The sequence below is a fragment of the Longimicrobium sp. genome, assembly GCF_036387355.1.
Taxonomy (GTDB): Bacteria; Gemmatimonadota; Gemmatimonadetes; order Longimicrobiales; family Longimicrobiaceae; genus Longimicrobium.
The window spans coordinates 1-19,261 of sequence record NZ_DASVTX010000015.1 but is presented as its reverse complement, the minus strand read 5'-3'; the positions used below and the strand labels follow the sequence as shown (position 1 = coordinate 19,261).

The following is a 19,261-nucleotide window of genomic DNA, read 5'->3' as shown; positions in this document are numbered from 1 at the left end:
CGTCCTCGGCGGAGGCATGGATGTGCTGCTCCTCGCCATCGTCCGCCACCACGATCAGGTCGAAGCCCTCCGACTCCGTCTCGGTGACGGTCGGCGCGCTCCACGCCTGCCGGTCATCCCCCGCATCCCCGGCCACCGGCGCCGGAACCTCCGCGGAAGCCGGAGCCTCGGCGGTCGGAACGTGCGCGAAACCCGCCGGAGCCTCGACCGCGGCCGACGATTCCGCCGGGGCCGCGATGCCGTCGAACCCGCCGGCGAAGGAATCGGCGAACGGATCGCCGGAACCCGGAAACGAAGCCGCGGGCGCGGCCGCCGCGGCCGCTGCGCCGGACGCGTCCGACAGGCCGGCGGTCAGGTCCAGGTCCGCCGCGAAGCCGCTCGCCGCGGCATCCGCCGCCGGAGCCGGGGTGGAAGCCGAAAAGTCGGTGGAGAACGACGTCTCCTCCTGGTACGTCTCCTCGAAGCGGTCCGCGGAAAACGCGGGCGCGGTGGTCGCCGCGGTGCCGGAGGCAAAGGCGTCCACGCCCTGCAGCCAGGCCGGCGCGGCGTCCTCGTCCGCCGCGGCGGACTGCCCGCTGATGCGGCCCTCGATCTCCGCCAGGCGGCGCACCAGCCCCGGCTCGTCGCCGCGCTGCTGGATCAGTTCGCGGTACACCTCCGCCGCGCGGGCCAGCAGCCCCTGGCTGGCGTACAGCTCCGCCATGGTTTCCGTGACGACTTCGGCGTCCACGTGATCGTGGTGGTCGCCCGCCCCGCCCTGCGGCGCGCTCGCGTCGGCATCGCCGAATCCCAGGCCGCCGTCCAGCTGCATCAGCCCGTCCGCGTCCCCGTCTTCCTGCCCGCTGAAATCCAGCAGGGGAAGGTCCGCCCCGGCGACCGGCGCATCCGCCATTCCGCCGCTGAACGACGGGAGCGCCAGGTCCGCCGCGGCGCTCTCGCCCAGGTCCTGCCGCGCGTCGGAGTTCACCCAGTCGCCCGTGCCCTCCGCGGCGAGCGAAGACCCCGCGTCCAACGCCGGGAGATCGAGCGACGGGCCCGCGTTGAACGACGGCATGTCGAGCCCTTGCGCGGCCGGCTCGTCCGCCGCGCCGTGGTCCAGGCTCATGCTGCCGAACGCGAACGCGTCAAAGTCGCCGCCGGACGCGGGCTGCGTGTGGGCCGTGGGCGTGGAGGGCGCGGCGGCGTCCAGCGAAATTTCGCCCCACTCCCCCGCGGCGGACTCCGCCTGCGACTGCGCGGCCGCGGAGGGCGGCGCCGAGTTGAGGTCGATCAGGCCGAACTCCTCGTCCGCGGCGGCAAAGCCGGCGCCCGACGCGGTGCCCGCCACGCGGTCCGCCTCGCCCGAGGCGCCCCACTCCCTGCCCACCTGCACCGGCTGGTCCAGCGTGGCCGCGTCGGCGCCGGAGCGCGACAGCCCGGCCAGCGCCTGCCGCGCCTCGGCGTTCATGGGATCCACCGCCAGCAGCTCGTTGTACCAGCGCTGGGCCTCGTCGCGGCGCCCCTGCGCGGAAGCCATTTCGGCCAGCGTGCGCAGCGCGATGAGGTTCTGCGAATCGATGCTGAGGACGTAGTGGAACTCGTTGGAAGCCTCCTGCCACGCCCCCCGGTCCGCCAGGCAGCGGCCCAGCAGCACGTGCGGGCTCAGCCCCGGAAACCGCTTCAGGTGCTCGCGCAGAATTTCTTCGGCACGGCCCGGCTCGCCCGCCTCGCGCCACGCGCCCGCGAGAGCCACGAAGTAGCGCCCGGGGTTGTCGGCGAAGCTGGATTCGAGCGACTGGATGCGGGACGCCAGCTCAGGGGAAAGATCGGCCATACCGTGTTACGGGGCGCGGGAGAAAGCCGGGGCGAGGCTGGAGTGACAGGGGGTGCAACTTAAATCTGGCGCTCCGGCGGTGTCAACAAACCCGCCCGGGTTGCGGGAGAACGGCCGCGTAACTATTTTTTGCGGCTTCACTTTCCGCATCCCCAGCGGTGTTCGCGCACCCCCCAGGCAGGACGCGCCCCCGGCCGTCCTCGTTCAAGCACGGAGTCCGTTTCCCCATGATGCAGTTCATCCGCTCCAATGTGGGCAAGGTCCTGGTCTGGATCATCATTCCGGCGTTTCTGGCCTGGATGGTCTTTCAGATCGGCATGGACGTGCTCGGCCAAGGCAACGGCAGCCCCACGGCGCTCGGCCGGGTAAACCGGACGGACATCACCGTTCAGGCCTACAACGACCGCTACAACCAGCTCGTGGCCAACGCCCAGCAGCAGGGCGCCGACCTCACGCCCGACGTGACGCGCCGCCTGCGCGAACAGGCGTGGGAGGGGCTGGTGACCGACGCGCTGCTCAGCCAGGAGATGGACCGCCGCGGCATCAGGGTCACGGACGCCGAAGTGGTGTGGGCGTCGCGCAACATTCCGTTCCCCGGGCTGGCGCAGCAGGAAATCTTTCAGACCAACGGCACCTTCGACCTGCGCAAGTACCAGCAGTTCCTGTCGGGGCCGCAGATGACGCCGCAGATGTACGCGGAGCTGGAGATGTACTTCCGGCAGGCGCTCCCGCGGGAGAAGCTGGCCCAGCAGCTTTCGGCCGGCCGCTACGTAAGCGACGCCGAGCTGTGGCGCGCCTTCCAGGACCGCACGGAAACCGCCACGGTTGACTACGTGTCGCTCCCGCTGGAGAAGCTGGCCCCCACGGCGCCCACGGTGACGGACGCCGAGGTGCGCGAGTACTACGAGGCGCACCGCGACGACTTCAAGCGGCAGAACGGGGCGCGCCTGCAGGTGGCGTACATTCCGCTCACCATCACCGAGGCCGACCGCCAAGCCACCGTGCGGCGCGCGCAGGAGCTGCGCGCCGAGCTGGCCGCCGGCGCCGACTTCGCCGAGGTGGCGCGCACCCAGTCCGACGACAAGGCCAGTGCGGTGCAGGGCGGCAGCCTGGGCACGTTCACCCGCGGGCAGATGGTGCCGCAGTTTGATTCGGCCGTGTTCTCGCTCCCGCTGAACGAGATCTCGCAGCCGGTGGTCAGCCAGTTCGGCGTGCACCTCATCCAGGTGCAGGAGCGCACGGGCGACCAGGCCAAGGCGCGCCACATTCTGCTCTCGTTCCAGAAGAGCGACGAGGCGGTGGGCCAGGTGGAAAGCCAGCTCAAGGCCATTGCCGCCAAGGCGCCCCAGCAGGGGCTGCGCCGGGCATCGCAGGGCGTGCCGGGCGTGGTGTACCGCGAGGACGTGAGCGTGACGGACGACGCCCCGTACGCCGCGGGCATCGGCTCGGCGGCCGAGGCGCTGGACTGGGCCTCCACGGCCGAGCAGGACCGCGCCTCGGGCGAGGGCACGGGTGTGAGCGACGTGCTGGAGAGCGAGCAGGCCATGTACGTGGTGCAGCTCAAGGAGTACCACACCGCGGGCGAGATGTCGCTGGCCGAGGCCACGCCGCAGATCCGCGAGCGCCTGGTGCGCCGCAAGCGCACGGCCGCCGCGGTGGCCGCCGCCAACCAGCTGGTGGCGCGCATCGCCTCCGGGCAGCAGACGCTGGAGCAGGTGGCGCAGGCCAACGGCGCGGCCGTGCAGCGCACCGGCCCGTTCACCCGCGTGGACGCCAACCCGGTGTTCGGGCAGGCCAACGCGGCCATCGGCGCGGCGTTCGGCACCCCGCTCAACCGCGTGGGCCCGGTGGCCGACACGCCGGCGGGGCTGTTCCTGATCCGCCCGGTGGCGCGCACGCAGGCGGACCGCGCCGCGTTTGACGCGCAGAAGGCCATGCAGCGCCACCAGGCGGTGCAGGCCATGCAGCAGGACATGTTCAACCAGTGGCTGTCGGACGCCCGCAAGGCCGCCCGCATTCGCGACGACCGCGCCAAGCTGCTGCGCCAGAGCTGATCCGCGCGCTCCGCTGGAGCTGAAGAGCCCCGCCGTCCCCTTTCGGACGGCGGGGCTCTCTCGCATTGCACCGGGTCGGGTGACCGATGACGGCGCGGGCTCGTCCCCCCTAGATTGTCGACAACGAAAGACAATCGCGGGCGTTTTCAGCCCGCTGCTTTGCCATCACCCCGTCACCTGCCAGGCTCTGATGATCAGAATCTTCCTGAGCGCCGCCGCGGCCTCTTCGCTCGTCCTTTCCTCCGCCGCGGCGCAGGGCGGGGCCGCGTTCGTGCCGGACAGCGCATCCACCCGCGTGAACCAGATGGCGCTGCCCACCGCGGCGCCGGCCCGGGTGGACCTGCCGGAGGGCGGGATGGCGATGCGGATGGGGCTGCGGGGCGGCCGGCCCGAGGTGGAGGTGATGGTGAACGGCCGCGGGCCGTACCGCTTCGTGGTGGAGACGGGCGCGCCGTTCTCCATCGTCACGCCGCGCGTGGCCCGGGAGATCGGGCTGCGGACGGAGGGCGAGGACCCGCAGGCCACCGTGGATTCACTGCGCATCGGCGGGGCGGTGCTGCGCACGATGCGGGTTTCCGTGATGGAGGTGGCGCCGGGCGTGGAGGGCCTGCTGGGGCTGAACTCGTACCGCGACCTGCTGCTCACGGTGGATTATCCGCGCAGCGAGCTGCGCCTGTCGCGCGGAACGCTTCCCGCCGCGAACGGGCGCGACCTGCTGGCCATGACGGACCTGGACGGGCTCTGGGGCGTGGAGATGACGGTGGCGGGGCGGCCGGCGATGGGGGTGATCGACACGCAGGGGGAGCGCGGGTTCAAGATTACGCCCGCGGAAGCGCAAGCGCTGCCGCTGGCCGCCGCGCCGGTGGTGACCGGGACGGCCTCCGGGCCGGGGATCGGCACGCAGCAGATGGGCGCGGCCCGGCTGAACGGCACGATCCGGCTGGGGGACGTGGAGTTCCAGCGGCCCATCATCCACACGGTTCCCATGCCGCCGGACTATCCGCAGAAGGAGTGGAACATCGGGGCGGAGGTGCTGCGGGAGTTCGTGGTGACGATGGACCAGCGGTCCCGCGTGCTGCGCCTGGCGCGCGAGAGCCGCGGCCCCGTGGCCGCCTCGCCGCCGCTCAAGGGGCTGGGATTCCGCTCCGCCGCGCGCGACGGCGTGCGGACGGTGTCGCAGGTGACGGCCGGCTCGGGTGCCGAGCGCGCCGGCATCCGCGCGGGCGACGAGGTGGTGTCGGTGGATGGGCGCGCCGCGGCGGGCTTGTCGGGCGACGAGTGGCGCGCCCTGGCCAACGGCGCCGCCCCGCTGCGCATCGTGCTTCGCCGCGAGGGCCGTGAGATCGCGATGGAGCTCACGCCCGAGGTGCTGGTGCAGTAGAGCGGGCGCCTGAGCGAATGAATTCGCCGCAACAACGGCGGAAAGTCTCCCCAAACAGACGGGGAGACTTCACCTGCACGGGGCGGACAGGCCGGCGCGGAGGGGCAGAGATGGGCGTTGCCCCGGGCGCTCCTGAGCGGATGAATCCGCCGCTCTGAAAGCGGTAAGCCCCGACTCACGGCCGCTGTCGCGTCCATGATCGGGGCTTCAACCAACCCGGCGGACAGCTCGGCGCAGGTTCCGGGATCGGTCCGTCCGCCACAGTCCGCGGAGGCGGACTTCGCGTGGTGCGAGGCGCGGTTTCAACCGCCGGGCGGTACCCCGGCCGAAACGCGCCGGGCGGTACCCGGGCCGAAACGCGCCGCCCCTCCGCCCCCGCGCCGAACGGCTCCCCCTCTCCCGCGGAGCGGGCGGAGGGGGTTGGGGGGAGGGGGCCTCTCCGGCCGCATCGGCACCGTCCGAAGTGCACCGCAGTTGCCGTTCTCCCCTCTCCGTGCGGCAGTTTGCACGGGGAGGGGCGGGGGTGGGGCCCGCGCACAGCGCGACGCCGTTGGCCGCCTCAGCCCCTTGGCGGAAGGTTTCCGCGCCCGCTACACCCGCTCCGCGACCGGAATCCGCAGGTGCACGGTGGTGCCTTCGCCGGGGGCGGAATCCACCGTCACTTCCCCGCCCCACGCCTCCACCATCCGCCGCACGATGGCGAGCCCCAGCCCCGTGCCGCTGGTCTTGGTGCTGAACTGCGGCTCAAAGATGCGCGGCAACGACTCCGCCGGAATCCCCGCCCCGTTGTCGGCCACGTCCAGCTGCACCCAGGCCCCGCCCCCCGCCTTCGCCGCCGCGATGCGCACCTCGCCCGCGCCGTCCAGCGCGCCGCGCGCGTTCTCCAGCAGGTTCACCAGCACCTCCTTGAGCTCGCCCGGCCGCGCGCGCACCTGCGGCAGGTCCACGGCCACCTCCAGCCCGTAGTCGATCCCGTCGCTGCCCCCGCGGTACAGCGCCAGCGTTTCATCCGCCACGCGCCGCACGTCCACGCTCTCCAGCGGCGCACCCGCTTCCGCCGGCGTGCCGAAGCGCGCAAAGGCGCGGCTGATCTCGCCCAGGTGGTCGATCTCGCGCAGCACCGCGTCCACGTTGCGGTCCAGAATGGTGCTGAAGTCGTCGCGCCCGTCCGCGTACGCGCGCCGCACGTGCTGCACCGCCAGCTTGATGGGCGTGAGCGGGTTCTTGATCTCGTGCGCCACCTGCCGCGCCATTTCGCCCCACGCCAGCACGCGCGCGGAGCGGATCTCGTTCGTCACGTCCTCCAGCACCAGCACGGCGCCGCGCCGCACGCTGTCCACGCTCAGCCCGCGCAGGCGCAGGCGCACCACGCGCCCGTCCACCTCGCGCTCGTCCACCCGCTCGCGCGCGCCAGAGGCCAGAAAGTCCCTCACTGTCCCCGCCACCACGCCGGGGAGCGCCAGGTCGCCCGGGATCGCCGCGCCCACGGGAACGTCCACCCCCAGGATCTGCTCCGCGCGGGGGTTGATGAGGGCCACGCGCCCGGCCGCGTCCAGCGCCACCACCCCCGTTCCCGCCTCGGCCACGATGGCTTCCGTGCGCCGCGTCTCGCGCACCAGCGCCGCCTGGCTCAGGCGAAGGCTGCGCACCATGCGGTTGAAGGCGCGGTACACCCGGCCGAACTCGTCGCGCCGGCCGGCAGGCAGGCGCACGGACAGGTCGCCCGCGCCCACGGAGGCCGCCGCGCCGCTCAGCGCCTCAATGGGCCGCGACAGCGTCCGCCCCACGAGCAGCGAGAGGACGAGCGAGAGCGCCGCCCCCGCCAGGCCGGCGATGGCTACCAGGTCCGCCAGTTCCCGCCGCCGCCGCGCGATCTCGCCCGTGGCCAGCGCCGTGGGCGAGGCCAGCACCTGCCCGCCCTGCAGCCCGCGGTACGCCACCAGGTACTCGCGCCCCGCCAGTTCCCGGCGCTCCTCGCGCTCCACCGCTTCACCGACGGCAAAGTCCAGGAACACCCCCGGCGGCAGCCACGCATCATAAAGCCCAAGGTCGATGACCTCCGGCGACGCGGCCTGGCGCAGCACGCCGCGCTGGTACAGCAGCAGGTCCGCGCCCACCTGGCGGGACAGGGTGCCCAGCCCCTGCCCGTTCACCCCGGACGCCGCCTGCGAGAGCGCGCGGTCGGCCAGCGCCCCCGCCGTGCGCTCCACCTCGCTGGACAGCGCCTGGTACGCCGTGGCGCCGAACGCGGCCATCGGCAGAAGAAAGAAGGCGAACAGCGCCCCCGTGAGCCGGCCCCGGAAGGTGAACAGCCATCCCCAGCGCGCCGGCTCCACCCCCAGCGGCTCGCCGCACAGGGTGCGCCCCAGCGCCCAGAGCAGCGTCATCACCGCCAGCAGCAGCGTGGCGGACACTACGCCGCGCGCGGCCAGAATGGCGCGCGCCGGGGTGGGCACCAGCAGGTGGGCGTGCATGGGCTGCCCGGGAAACAGCACCGTCGTTTCGCTCCGCCAGCCGTTTTCCGCCGCCACCCAGCGTATGGAGCCCGCCGCCTGCGGCGCCCCCCGCGGCGCGGGAACCAGCGACAGCGTAGCGCCGTCATCCGCCTCGCCCGCGGCCTGCGGGTCCAGAAAGCGGGCCAGCGAGGTGGAGCGGTTCAGGTACGCGCGCGGCGGCACCGCGACGGACACGCTCTGCCCGCCGGTCAGCGGCACTACGAGCAGGTAGTGCAGCCCGGGGACGTCCGTCATCCGCTCCAGCCGCGGCTCCTCGTCCCGCCGCGCCCGCTCCAGCAGCGCCGCCACCCGCTCGCGCGGAACGGCCGCGTCCGCCAGCCGCAGCTCCGTCGCGGGCTCGCCGCCGCTCCACAGGGTGATGCGCCCCTCATATCCCTCCCGCGCCAGCCCCGCCTCTACCCACGCCTGGTAGAGAAGGCTCACGCCCTGCCGCCCCTCCGCGTCCAGCCGCAGCACGTCCTCGGAAAACTGGCGCAGCAGAAAGTCCAGAAAGGGATCCGCCTGCGTCCCCAGCTTGCCCAGTTCCCGCTCGGACTCGCCCAGCCGCTCGTTCAGGTGCAGCGTCCAGAGCGCGGGGAGGGCGAGTGACGCGGCGATCCACCCCGCGCACACCCAGGGGAGCAGCGCGCCCCGGCGCACGTCCACGCGGGGGATGCCGTAGGCGGCCAGCGCGAAAGGAACGGCCCACGCCGCGGCCGCCCACACCGGCAGCTCGCGCCCGGGGCGCCACCACGCAACCATGCACGCCGCCAGCAGCGCCGCGGCGAGCAGCGACGCCGCCACCGCCTCCCGCCGCACGCGCTCGTCCCCGCCGCGCCGGCCCAGGAGCGCGTAGAGCGGAAGCGCGGCCAGCAGCGCCATGGCCAGCACCACGGGCGCGCCCCCGCCTTCGCGCTGCGCGAGCACGGCGGCGGCCACGGACGAGCGGACGATCCACAGCACCGCCGCCATCCATCCCCCCGCCAGCAGAACGCGGAGGGCGAGCGGAAGCCGGCCGGTGCGCCGCCCCGCCGTCTGCCGCGCCAGCATCCACACCGCCGCGCCGGCCAGCACGATCAGCAGCTGCCCCAGCGTGACGTCCACCGGGAGCGGGAGCACGAAGCGCGTGGCCGAAAACAGCTCCGCCGCGCCGGCCAGCGCGCCCAGCGGCGCCATCACCAGCGCCGCGGTGAGCACGGCGACGGGAATGCCGGGGTTGCGCCCGCGGCCCCGCCACCAGACCAGCGCCAGCAGCAGCGCGCCCGCCGCCCACGCCAGCGTCACCTCCCACCGGCCGCGGTCCACCACGCGGTCGCGCCACGCGTCCTGCGTGAGCGTTTCGAACACGCCGCTGAGGATGGTGTCGCGGCTGGTGGCCCAGTCCCACACGGAGTCGCCCTGCGCCAGCGCCGGTGTGGTGAAGCGCGGAACGATGCCGTTGCGCTCCGCGAAGCGCTCCGCGTACGGCGTGGCGCCCTCGGCCATGCGCACGTGCGCCTGCAGCAGCTTGGCGGCGATGGCCACGTTCCCCGTCTGCAGCGGCTCGCTGAAGTAGATGTAGCCAAAGAGCGGCCCGGCGGAAAAGGACGACTCCACCAGGCCGCGGCGGACGGAATCCGGCACCGTTCCCCGGTGCTCGCCGGCCCACACCAGCGGCGACCCGTCGGCGCGGTAGATGGCGACCGCGCTCATCCCCGTCTCCTGCCGAACCCGCTCCATCGCCTGGAACAGGCCGGCGCTGGCCACCCGCGCGCCGCCCGCCGCGTCGGCCGCGCCCAGCACCGCCTGCCCCCCTCGGTCGAACAGGCGGTTGAGCCCGTCGTTCACCCGCTCGCCGGCGCGCTCCTCCACCGCGGGGCGCACGCGGTCCCAGTCCACCGCCACGCGCCACAGGCGAAACTGCGTGCGCCCGGCCAGCCCCACCGCCACGGCAAGGGCCAGAAAGACGAGGGCGCGCTCCACCCGGCCGACGCGGGGGAGCACGGCCCACAGCACCAGGCACAGCGCGGCGGCGGCCAGCCACCCGGGGGTGAGCCGCGTCATCCACAGCGCCAGCAGCAGAACGGCGCCCCACGCCGCGGCCCAGCCGATGCGATCACGCACGGGCCCGTTGCGCGGCGCGGGCGCCGCTTCTTGCGCGGGCGCCACGTCTTCCCCTACCGTCGTCTGGATGCTCACGACTTCCCGATCCTATGCCCTTTCCGACCTGCCATGGACGGAGATCGCGGCGCACCTCACGCGCGACCGCCGGCTGATTGTGCCCGTGGGGGCGTGCGACCAGTCCGGCCCGCACCTGCCCGTGGGCGCGGGCTCGTGCGTGGCGGAGGCGCTGGCGCGTGACCTGTCGCAGGAGTTCGGCGTGCTGCGCTCGCCGCCGTTCGCGTTCGGCGTAAACCTGCCGGGCGAGGCCGTGTACGCGGGCACGGCGGGGCTCAAGCCCAAGACGCTGCACCGCGCGCTCAACGAACTGCTGGCCGGGTGGGCCATGCAGGGCTTCACGGAGTTCATCACCATCACCGCCAACGTGCACGGCCCCCACGCGGAGGCCATCGCCACCATCCGCGCGGTTCGCGCCCGCGTGCGGGTGGTGGAGGCGCTGTCGGTGGACCTGAGCCCGTTCGTGGAAAGCGGCGGCGGCCCGGAGCACGCGGGCGAGGTGCTGACCTCGCTGCTGCTGCACCTGCGGCCCGACGTGGTGCGGATGGACCGCGCCCGGGACTTCGGGATGGACCCCGCCCGGGCCAGAAAGTTCGTCGGTGGACAGCTTCCGCGCATCCCCCCCGGCGGCGAGGGGGTCGTGGGATTCCCCACGCTGGCCTCGGCGCAGAAGGGCGCGGCCATCTACGAGCACATTCTGCAGCGGATCCGGCAGAAGGTGTTCATCGCCCCGCCGGTGGAAGAACTGGAGGAATGACGGGGCCTTTCCGCCCTCCTCCTCCCTCGTGTTTTGTCGAAGCGCGGCGGGCGGACCGCCGCTTCATCCTCCTCCCGTGACCTGCGTGGAACCTGCACGTTCGCTGTGGGCAAACGGCTGTTCTCCGGACGAACGCCGAAACCCTGCCCCCTCCACGGGGTATGCCTCGTGCGGACCGGCGTCGCCCAGCAGAGGGGCGCGCCGCCAAAACACCGAGGAGACATGAAGATTCTGACCCGACTCGCCCTGCCGCTCGCCCTGTTCGCCCTGGCTGCCCCCGTGGCGGCGCAGGGCTCGGACTCGGGCACCTTCCGCGTCTTTGTGGACGGCCGCGAGGTGGGCACCGAGGAGTTCACCATCACTCAGACGGGAACGGGGACGGCGCAGGAAGTGACCGCCAGCGGCCGGGTTCGCGTGCGCCTTCCGGAGGGCACGCTGGAGCTGGACCCGCGGCTGCGCTCGCGCGGCATCGCCAGCGACCCCGTGGACTATCAGGTGGAGGTGGGCGGCAGCTCGCCCAGCAAGATCGTGGGCACGGTGAACGGCGGGCGCTTCAGCGCCAAGATCGTCACCCCCGCGGGCGAGCAGCTTCGCGAGTACGTGGCCAGCAGCGGCGCCGTGGTGCTGGACGAGGGCGTGGCGCACCACTACTCGTTTCTGGCGCAGCGCACGCACAATGGCCGCGTTCCCGTCATTGTGCCGCGCGAGAACCGGCAGGTGATGGCCACCGTCACCAGCCGCGGCGAGGAGAGCGTGACGGTGAACGGGACCTCGGCCATGCTCTTTCACCTGGTGGTGCAGCCCGCGGGCGGCGCCGAGCACCACGTGTGGGTAGATGCACTGAACCGCGTGGTGCGGGTGGAAGTGCCCAGCCGCTCCTATCGCGCTGAGCGCACCACCGTTCCGCGCTGAGCCGCGACGGAGGACGACGGACGAGAGAAGCGCGGGAGACGGCCTCCCGCGCTTCTTCGTTTCCGCTCCTCCATGGACGCCGCCGCGGCGCGGCAGGTCGATCCGCCAGCGAAGGTGAGCATGTGCCTGCAACGCTGCCCGCGCCGTGCGACAGATGGGCGGCGTTCCGACCCTTCCATCGCACTCCGATGAACCCGCGACCCTGAACGAACCTTTTCCCCTTGGGCGACGGACCGTTCTCCGTTATCTTCCGTGCTCTCTTCCCCAGCGCAATCCGCGCACGATGGCTCCCCTCCCGCACCACCACTCTCGAGATGACCGAGATTTCGTACGCGCCCCCGGCCGAGCAGCCGCAGGCCGCGCCCGGATCGTTTCCGCGCCGGGTTCTGGACACGTTCCTGTCCCCGCTCGCGATGTTCCAGCGCTTCGGCGCGCGGCCGCCCTGGGTAGACGTCACCCTGCTCAGCATGGTGCTGATGGTGGGCGCCATGGCGATGATCCCGGCGCGGGTGTTCGAGGGGACGCTGCGCGAGGCGATGGCGCAGCGCGGGCAGGCGATGCCCGCCGGCGCGGAGCAGATGGCGGGCGTGCAGCGCATCTTTGCCCTCGGTTCCGCCGCGTTCGGCCCGTGGATCGGCCTGGTGATCACGGCCGGGCTGCTGACCCTGGTCTTTTCGGTGGTGATGGGCGGCAAGGCCAGCTTTCGCCAGTACCTGTCTGTGGCGGCGCACGCCGGGCTCATCGGCGCGGTGGGGATGTGGGCCAAGCTCCCCATCATCCTGCAGAAGGAAAACATGGCCGCGGGCATCAGCCTGGCCGCGCTGGTCCCTTCCGCCGACCCCGCCGGCTTTCTGTACAAGTTCCTGACCGCGTGGGAAGTGTTCGCCGTGTGGCAGTTCGTGGTGCTGGCGCTGGGCGTTTCGGCGCTGGGCCGCAAGGTGGGCACTGGGACCGCGCTGGCCGTGATCCTGGGCTGCTACGCGCTGGTGATGGCGGGCTTCGCCGCCCTCTGACCCGCACCACGACGACGGTTCTTTGCCGCGCCCGCCCGGTTCTCCGGGCGGGCGCGGGCAGTCCCGGACGATCCGCCGGACGCATCTGAAACCCGCGGGGCACACACCGCGTACAGCCCAGCGTGCGGCACCGGGCCGCGCCCCCTTGTTGGACCCCCGACCCTCCCGACCGACGATGCCGATCCCCAATCTTTGCCGGAATTCCGGCCTTTTGCTGCTGGCGGGCGCCCTTGCGGCCCCCGCCGCGGCCCAGCGGCCGGACACCACCGGCCCCGGGCTCACCCTGCAGGCCGCCGTGGCCTCGGCGCGCGAGCAGAACCCCGACATGCAGGCGCAGCGCAACGACGTGCGCACCACCCGCGCCGGCATGCGCGCCGCCCGCGCCGACTTTCTGCCCAGCGCCAACGCCGGCGCCAGCGTGGGCTACACCGCGTCCGGCGTGCAGCGCTACGGCGCGCAGTCGTTCGGCGAAAGCCCCGACTACTACTCGTCCAGCTGGAACGTGGGGCTGCAGTACGACCTGAGCGGCACCAAGCTGCTGCAGCCGCGCATTGCCCGCGCCCAGCACCAGGCGGCGGAAAGCCGCATCGCGGGGTACGAGTGGAGCCTCACCACCCAGGTGGGCCAGCAGTACCTGAGCGTGCTGCAGGCCGGCGAGCGGGTGGCGCAGGCGCAGCGCGAGGTGGAGCGCACCGCCGAGCACGAGCGCCTGGCCCGCGCCAAGCTGGAAGTGGGCTCGGGCACCCCGCTGGACGTGCGCCGCGCCCAGGTGGACCGCGGCCGCGCCGACGCCGCCCTGGTGCAGCAGCAGAACAGCTACGGCACCGAGCTGCTGCGGCTGGGGCGCCTGATGGGCGCCGACCTCCCCTTTGAGACGCGCCTCACCAGCCGGTTCGAACTGTTCGAGCCCACGTGGAACGCGGAGGAGCTGGTGGCCGAGGCCATTCAGGCCAACCCTGCGCTGGCCGCCACCCGCGCCAACTCCGGCGCCGCCCGCACCCAGGTGCGTGCCGCCCGCTCGCAGTACCTGCCCTCCATGAACCTGAACGTGGGGCTGGTGGGCTCCGTGTACAGCGCGGGCGACATCTCTCCGCTGGTGAACAGCCAGCTCGCCCAGCTGGAAGGCGCCTTTGCCGCCTGCAACGAGAACAACGTCATTCGCCAGAACGCCGGGCTGCCTCCGCAGAACTGCGCGGGGCTCAACGCCGCCGACCCCGTGGTGCGGCGCGCCGTTCGCCGCGGCTTCGAGCAGGCCAACCCCAGCTTTCCCTTTGGCTACGAGCGCCAGCCGCTGCAGGCCTCGCTGAGCTTTTCGCTCCCGCTGTTCGACGGGCTGGCGCGTGAGCGCCGGGTGGAAGAGGCGCGCGTGCAGGCCAGCGACGCCGAGCTGGCCGTGCGCGGCCAGGAGCAGACGCTGCGGGCCGACGTGCGCGCCGCGCTGCTGAACGCGCAGACCGCTTACCGTTCCGCGCAGCTGGAGCGGCAGGTGGCCGACAACGCCGCCGAGGAGCTTCGCCTGACGCGCGAGCGCTTTCGCCTGGGGAGCGCCAACTCGGTGGAGATCACCGACGCGCAGACCCGCCTGGCCGAGGCCGAGCGCGCCGTGATCGACGCCGTGTACGCATACCACAAGTCGCTGGCCGCGCTCGAGGCGCTGGTCGGCCGCCCCCTTCGCTGACCCCCACCGGTTCTCCCCCGGGAACCTGAGAGGATACGAGACATGTCGAACGTAAAGAAGGCCGCCATCGTGGTGGGCGTGGTCGCCGTGATCGGAACGCTGGGCGCGCTGAGCATGCGCGGCGGCAACAAGGGCGGCGTGGAAGTGCGCCCCGAGCAGGTGGCCCGCCGCGACCTGGTGTCCATGGTGCAGGCCAGCGGAAAGATCGAGCCCAAGCGCAAGGTCGACATCTCCGCCGACATCAGCGGCCGCGTGGTGCAGCTGAGCGTGGAAGAAGGCCAGTGGGTGAACCAGGGCGCCGTGCTGCTGCGCATCGACCCCACCCAGTACGCCGCGCAGGTGCGCCGCGCCGAGGCCGCCGTGGCCCAGAGCCAGGCCCGCGCCGCGCAGAGCCGCGCGCAGCTGGCCAAGGCGCAGAACGACCTGCGCCGCGCCGAGCAGCTCGCGCAGACCAACGAGCTGGTCTCGGCCGCGGACGTGGAGAACGCCCGCACCCAGGCGCAGGTGGCGCAGCAGGAGGCGCAGGCCGCCACCTTTGCCGTCACGCAGTCGCAGGCCGCCGTGTCGGAGGCGCGCGACCAGCTGCGCAAGACGACGATCGTGGCGCCCATGAGCGGCCGCGTGACCCGGCTGAACATCGAAGAGGGCGAAACGGCGGTGGTGGGGACCATGAACAACCCCGGCTCGCTGCTGCTCACCATCGCCGACCTGTCCGTCATGCAGGCCAAGGTGGAGGTGGACGAGACCGACGTCCCCGGCCTCACCCTGGGCGACAGCGCCATGATCAAGGTGGACGCGTTCCCCGGCCGGGTCTTTCCCGGACACGTGACGCGCATCGGCAACAGCTCCATCCAGCCCACCGCGGGCGGCCAGGCGTCGGACCAGCAGTCGGTGGACTACGAGGTCATCATCACCCTCGACAATCCCCCGGCGGAGCTGCGCCCGGACCTGTCGGCCACGGCGGAGATCATCACGGAAACGCGCCGCAACGCGCTGGCGGTGCCCATCATCGCGCTGACGGTGCGCGACCGCGAAGGCAAGAAGTTCAAGGCGGCCGAAGAGGGCGACGAAGCCGCGCAGAACAGCAAGGCCGAGCGCGAGCCGGAGGACGAGGTGGAAGGCGTGTTCGTGATCCGCGAGGGCAAGGCCGTGTGGGTGCCGGTCACCATCGGCATCGCGGGCGACCGCTACTTTGAGGTGGTGCGCGGGCTGCGCGGCGGCGAAACCGTGGTGGCCGGCAGCTACCAGGCGGTCAAGGACCTGGAGAACGACCAGGCCGTCAAGGTGCCCGAGCCGGAAGCGGACAAGGCGGCCCCCAAGGCCAAGGGCGGGAGGGCGGCGTGAGCGCCGCCGTCATTCTGGCCCGCGGGCTCGAGAAGCACTACGACCTGGGCGCGGAAACGGTGCGCGCCCTGCGCGGGGTGGACCTGGAGATCGGCCGCAACGAGTACGTGGCCATCATGGGCCCCTCCGGCAGCGGCAAGAGCACCTTCATGAACCTGATCGGGTGCCTGGACACCCCCACCGGCGGCGAGTACGTGCTGAACGGCAACCGCGTGGCGGGAATGGGGGAGGACGAGCTGGCCCGGGTGCGCAACAAGGAGATCGGCTTCGTCTTTCAAACCTTCAACCTGCTGCCGCGCAGCACCGCGCTGGAAAACGTGGAGCTGCCCCTGGTGTACGGCGGCGCGGGCAAGAAGGAGCGCCGCGCGCGCGCCGAGCAGGCGCTGGCGCACGTAGGGCTGCAGAACCGCATGGACCACCGCCCCAGCCAGCTTTCCGGCGGCCAGCGGCAGCGCGTGGCCATTGCGCGGGCGCTGGTGACGCGGCCCAGCATCATCCTGGCCGACGAGCCCACGGGCAACCTGGACAGCACCACGTCCGAGGAGATCATGGCGCTGTTCGCCTCGCTGCACGCCGAGGGGCAGACCATCATCATGGTGACGCACGAGCCCGACATCGCGGCGCACGCCGAGCGGGTGGTGATGCTGCGCGACGGGGTGATCGAGAGCGACCGCCGCCAGACGCCGGTGATCCCGGGCGGCCTGGCGCGGCTTCAGGCGGAGACCGTCGGCGCGGGGGCCTGAGCCATGGGCATCCGCGAAGCGGTGCGGATCGCGCTGGCCATGATCCGCGCCAACAAGCTGCGCGCCTTCTTTACCGTGCTGGGCACGGTGGTGGGCGTCACCTTCCTGATCGCCGTCATCACCCTGCTCAACGGGATGGACGCGTACATGAAGGAGGAGTTCGCCGGCCGCATCTTTGGCAACAACACGGTGCTGGTGCGCCGCGTGCCCGAGCTGCAGAACGGGCCGGTGTCGGAAGACACGTGGCGCGAGTGGCAGCGGCGCCGCCGCTTTACCATGAACGACGCGGAGTGGCTGAGCGCCAACATGCGCACCCCGGGGCTGCTGTCGTACAGCTACGACCAGAGCGCCAAGGTGGGCGACGGGCGCGGGCGCGAGGTGCAGGGGGTGAACGTGATCGGCGCCTCGGCCGACTTCTTCCGCGTCCGCGAGCTGGACTTCAGCGCCGGGCGGCCGTTCTCCACGCAGGAGGCCCAGCGCGGCGTGCCGGTGATCGTGCTGGGGGTGGACGTGGCCGAGACGCTGTTTCCGGGGCGCAACCCGCTGGGGCAGACGGTGCGCGTGGGCGGGGACCCGTACCAGGTCATCGGGCTGCTGGAAAAGCAGGGTTCGCTCTTCGGGATGTCGATGGACCGCGTGGCCATCGCCCCGGCGCGCTCGCCGCTGAACGGCGGCGTGTTTCCCTGGGCCAACACGGTCGAGGACATCAGCTACAAGGTCCCCGACGGGGCGCTGCTCCCCGCGGCCGAGCAGGAGATGATCGGGCTGGGGCGCACGCTGCGCCGGCTGCGCCCGGCCGACGAAAACAACTTTTCGGTGGAAACCGCCAAGAACTCGCTCGGCTTCTGGGAGAAGATCAACGGGTTCCTGATGACGGCGCTGCCGCTGCTGGTGATGATTTCGCTGGTGGTGGGCGCGGTGGTAATCATGAACATCATGCTGGTGAGCGTGAGCGAGCGCACGCGGGAGATCGGCATCCGCAAGTCGCTGGGCGCCCGCCGGCGCGACATCCTGCTGCAGTTCCTGATCGAGGCGGGAACGCTGTCGGGAATGGGCGGGCTGCTGGGGATCGGGCTGGGGATCGGGATGGCCACGCTGGTGTCGGCGGTGTCGCCGCTGCCGGCGCGCGTGTCGGGCGGCGCCATCGGGTTGGCGCTGTTTCTGGGGATCGGGGTGGGGCTGGCGGCCGGGGTGTACCCGGCGTGGCGGGCTTCGCGGCTGGATCCCATCGTCGCCCTTCGGTCGGAATAGGAGCGTACCATGAACTGGACCGCTGGACGAGAGGGCGTCACCATCGCCCTGGAGTCATTGCGCGCCAACAAGGTGCGCGCGTCGCTGACCATTCTGGGCATCGTGATCGGCGTGGCCACGGTCATGACCATGGCCGCGGCCATCGCGGGGTTCCGCGGATCGGTGATGGAGGCCTTCGACAGCGTCGGGCCCAAGAACTTCACGGTCGACCGCTTTGACCAGACGCTGGTGCGCATTTCCGACGGCAACGGGCCGCCGCCGTGGGAGGGCAAGCCGTCCATCACCTTTGCCGAGGCGCAGATGCTGGCCGACCTGCCCAGCATCCGCAGCGTGGCGACCTCGGCGGGGACGGGGGGCAAGGCCAAGGTGGGCTCCCGCACCGTGCCCGGCGTGCAGCTGCAGGGGTACAGCGCCACCTGGCCGGAGTATTCGCAGGGCGACTTCGTGCAGGGGCGCAACTTTCTGCCCATGGACGAGGCGCGCACCAACAGCGTGGCGGTGCTCAGCATCGGCCTGGCCGAGGCGCTGTTCCCCGGCGGGCGGGCGGTGGGGCGCGAGGTGCGCCTGGCCGGGCAGCCGTTCCGCGTGGTGGGCGTGTACAAGCAGAAGGAAAACATCTTCTCCGGCGTGGCCGACAACTACGCCGTGGTGCCCACCACGGCGGCCATCAAGCGGCTGGGCGCGGACCCGGAGTGGATGAGCCTGCTGGTGGTTCCCGCCAGCAACGTCACGCAGGCGCAGGCCATGGACGACGTGACGGCCGCGCTGCGCATTTCCCGCGGGCTGCGTCCCGGGGAGGAGAACAACTTCGCTCTGATGCGGCAGGAAGCCCTGGGCGAGATGTTCGACCGCATCACGGGCGTGTTCTTTCTGGTGATGCTGGTGCTGGCCGGGATCGGGCTGATCGTGGGCGGCGTGGGCGTGGTGGGGATCATGATGATCAGCGTCACCGAGCGCACCCGCGAGATCGGCGTGCGCAAGGCGCTGGGCGCCACCCCCCGCGAGATCCTGTGGCAGTTCCTGGTGGAGTCCATGACGGTCACGCTGGTGGGCGGCGTGATCGGGCTGCTGATCGCCATGGGGATGGCCGGGCTGATCACGGCGCTCACGCCGGTGCCGGCGGCCATTCCGCTCTGGGCGGTGGTGGCGTCGCTGCTGGTGGCCGCGATTGGCGGAATGGGCTTTGGCCTGTACCCGGCGTTCAAGGCGGCGCGGCTGGACCCGGTGGATGCGCTGCGGTATGAGTAACGGCGGGACTGCAGGGAATAGGGAATAGGGAATAGGGAATAGGGAATAGGGACGGCGTTCCCCTTGCGGCCCCGGCACTGTGCGTTTGCGCACGGTGCCGGGGCCTCCCATTTTGCGGGCTCGGTGCGGGGTGGCCGGACGCATCGGGCCGGCGGCTCGGCTCCGCGCGGGCGGACGCGGGTCCGGTGAGTTCGCGCGGCGAGCAGGTTCGGTTCGCGCGGGTGGATGATTCCGGTCCACGCGGCAGAACGGATTTGGTCCGCGCCGACGAGCGGGTTCGGTTCGCGCGGGCCGCATCGGGCCGGCGGTTGAAACCGCGCCTCGAGAAACACGAAGTCCGCCTGCGCGGACTGCGGCGGCGGACTTCGTCAGCGAGGCGGGCGATGGGCGCCGTGGACGGCTCCCGCGCCGAACG

At 72.2% G+C, this 19,261-nt stretch carries 12 protein-coding genes; 10 read left to right on the top strand and 2 right to left on the bottom strand.

The window, feature by feature from the left end:
- Positions 1-1,813, bottom strand: a 1,813-nt coding sequence (locus VF665_RS00880; protein WP_331051509.1) for a tetratricopeptide repeat protein, incomplete at its 3' end; no start/stop codon positions are given.
- 227 nt (positions 1,814-2,040) lie between these two features.
- Here VF665_RS00880 and VF665_RS00875 point away from each other — a divergent pair.
- Entirely contained in the window at positions 2,041-3,867 is a 1,827-nt protein-coding gene (locus tag VF665_RS00875; RefSeq protein WP_331051508.1) for a peptidylprolyl isomerase, read from the top strand.
- A 190-nt stretch (positions 3,868-4,057) separates the two neighbouring features.
- The gene (locus tag VF665_RS00870; RefSeq protein WP_331051507.1) at positions 4,058-5,248 is read left to right on the top strand and encodes an aspartyl protease family protein; all 1,191 of its coding nucleotides are present in this window, start codon (positions 4,058-4,060) and stop codon (positions 5,246-5,248) included.
- A gap of 590 nt (positions 5,249-5,838) precedes the next feature.
- Here the strand turns inward: VF665_RS00870 and VF665_RS00865 are convergent.
- Positions 5,839-9,921, bottom strand: a complete 4,083-nt coding sequence (locus tag VF665_RS00865) for an ATP-binding protein (protein WP_331051506.1) — start codon at positions 9,919-9,921, stop codon at positions 5,839-5,841.
- Between VF665_RS00865 and VF665_RS00860 the strand changes: the two genes are divergently transcribed.
- From VF665_RS00860 to VF665_RS00825, 8 genes are all read left to right on the top strand, one after another.
- Positions 9,914-10,657, top strand: a complete 744-nt coding sequence (locus VF665_RS00860; RefSeq protein WP_331051505.1) for a creatininase family protein — start codon at positions 9,914-9,916, stop codon at positions 10,655-10,657. The two genes, VF665_RS00865 and VF665_RS00860, sit on opposite strands and share 8 nt — an antisense overlap.
- A gap of 222 nt (positions 10,658-10,879) precedes the next feature.
- Complete coding sequence (locus VF665_RS00855; RefSeq protein ID WP_331051504.1) at positions 10,880-11,569, top strand: hypothetical protein; 690 nt, start codon at positions 10,880-10,882, stop codon at positions 11,567-11,569.
- A 314-nt stretch (positions 11,570-11,883) separates the two neighbouring features.
- The gene (locus VF665_RS00850) at positions 11,884-12,582 is read left to right on the top strand and encodes a YIP1 family protein (protein ID WP_331051503.1); all 699 of its coding nucleotides are present in this window, start codon (positions 11,884-11,886) and stop codon (positions 12,580-12,582) included.
- Between the two features lie 175 nt (positions 12,583-12,757).
- Positions 12,758-14,260 (top strand): TolC family protein, encoded by a 1,503-nt coding sequence (locus tag VF665_RS00845; protein WP_331051502.1) that lies wholly within the window; start codon positions 12,758-12,760, stop codon positions 14,258-14,260.
- 42 nt (positions 14,261-14,302) lie between these two features.
- The gene (locus tag VF665_RS00840) at positions 14,303-15,604 is read left to right on the top strand and encodes an efflux RND transporter periplasmic adaptor subunit (protein ID WP_331051501.1); all 1,302 of its coding nucleotides are present in this window, start codon (positions 14,303-14,305) and stop codon (positions 15,602-15,604) included.
- Positions 15,601-16,347: an ABC transporter ATP-binding protein gene (locus VF665_RS00835; protein ID WP_331051500.1), complete on the top strand. Its 747-nt coding sequence runs from the start codon at positions 15,601-15,603 to the stop codon at positions 16,345-16,347. The genes VF665_RS00840 and VF665_RS00835 overlap by 4 nt, the downstream gene beginning before the upstream one ends.
- 3 nt (positions 16,348-16,350) lie before the next feature.
- Positions 16,351-17,598 (top strand): ABC transporter permease, encoded by a 1,248-nt coding sequence (locus tag VF665_RS00830; RefSeq protein ID WP_331051499.1) that lies wholly within the window; start codon positions 16,351-16,353, stop codon positions 17,596-17,598.
- A gap of 9 nt (positions 17,599-17,607) precedes the next feature.
- A complete protein-coding gene (locus VF665_RS00825) occupies positions 17,608-18,846 on the top strand; it encodes an ABC transporter permease (protein WP_331051498.1) in 1,239 nt (412 codons plus the stop codon).
- Positions 18,847-19,261 lie beyond the last annotated feature (415 nt).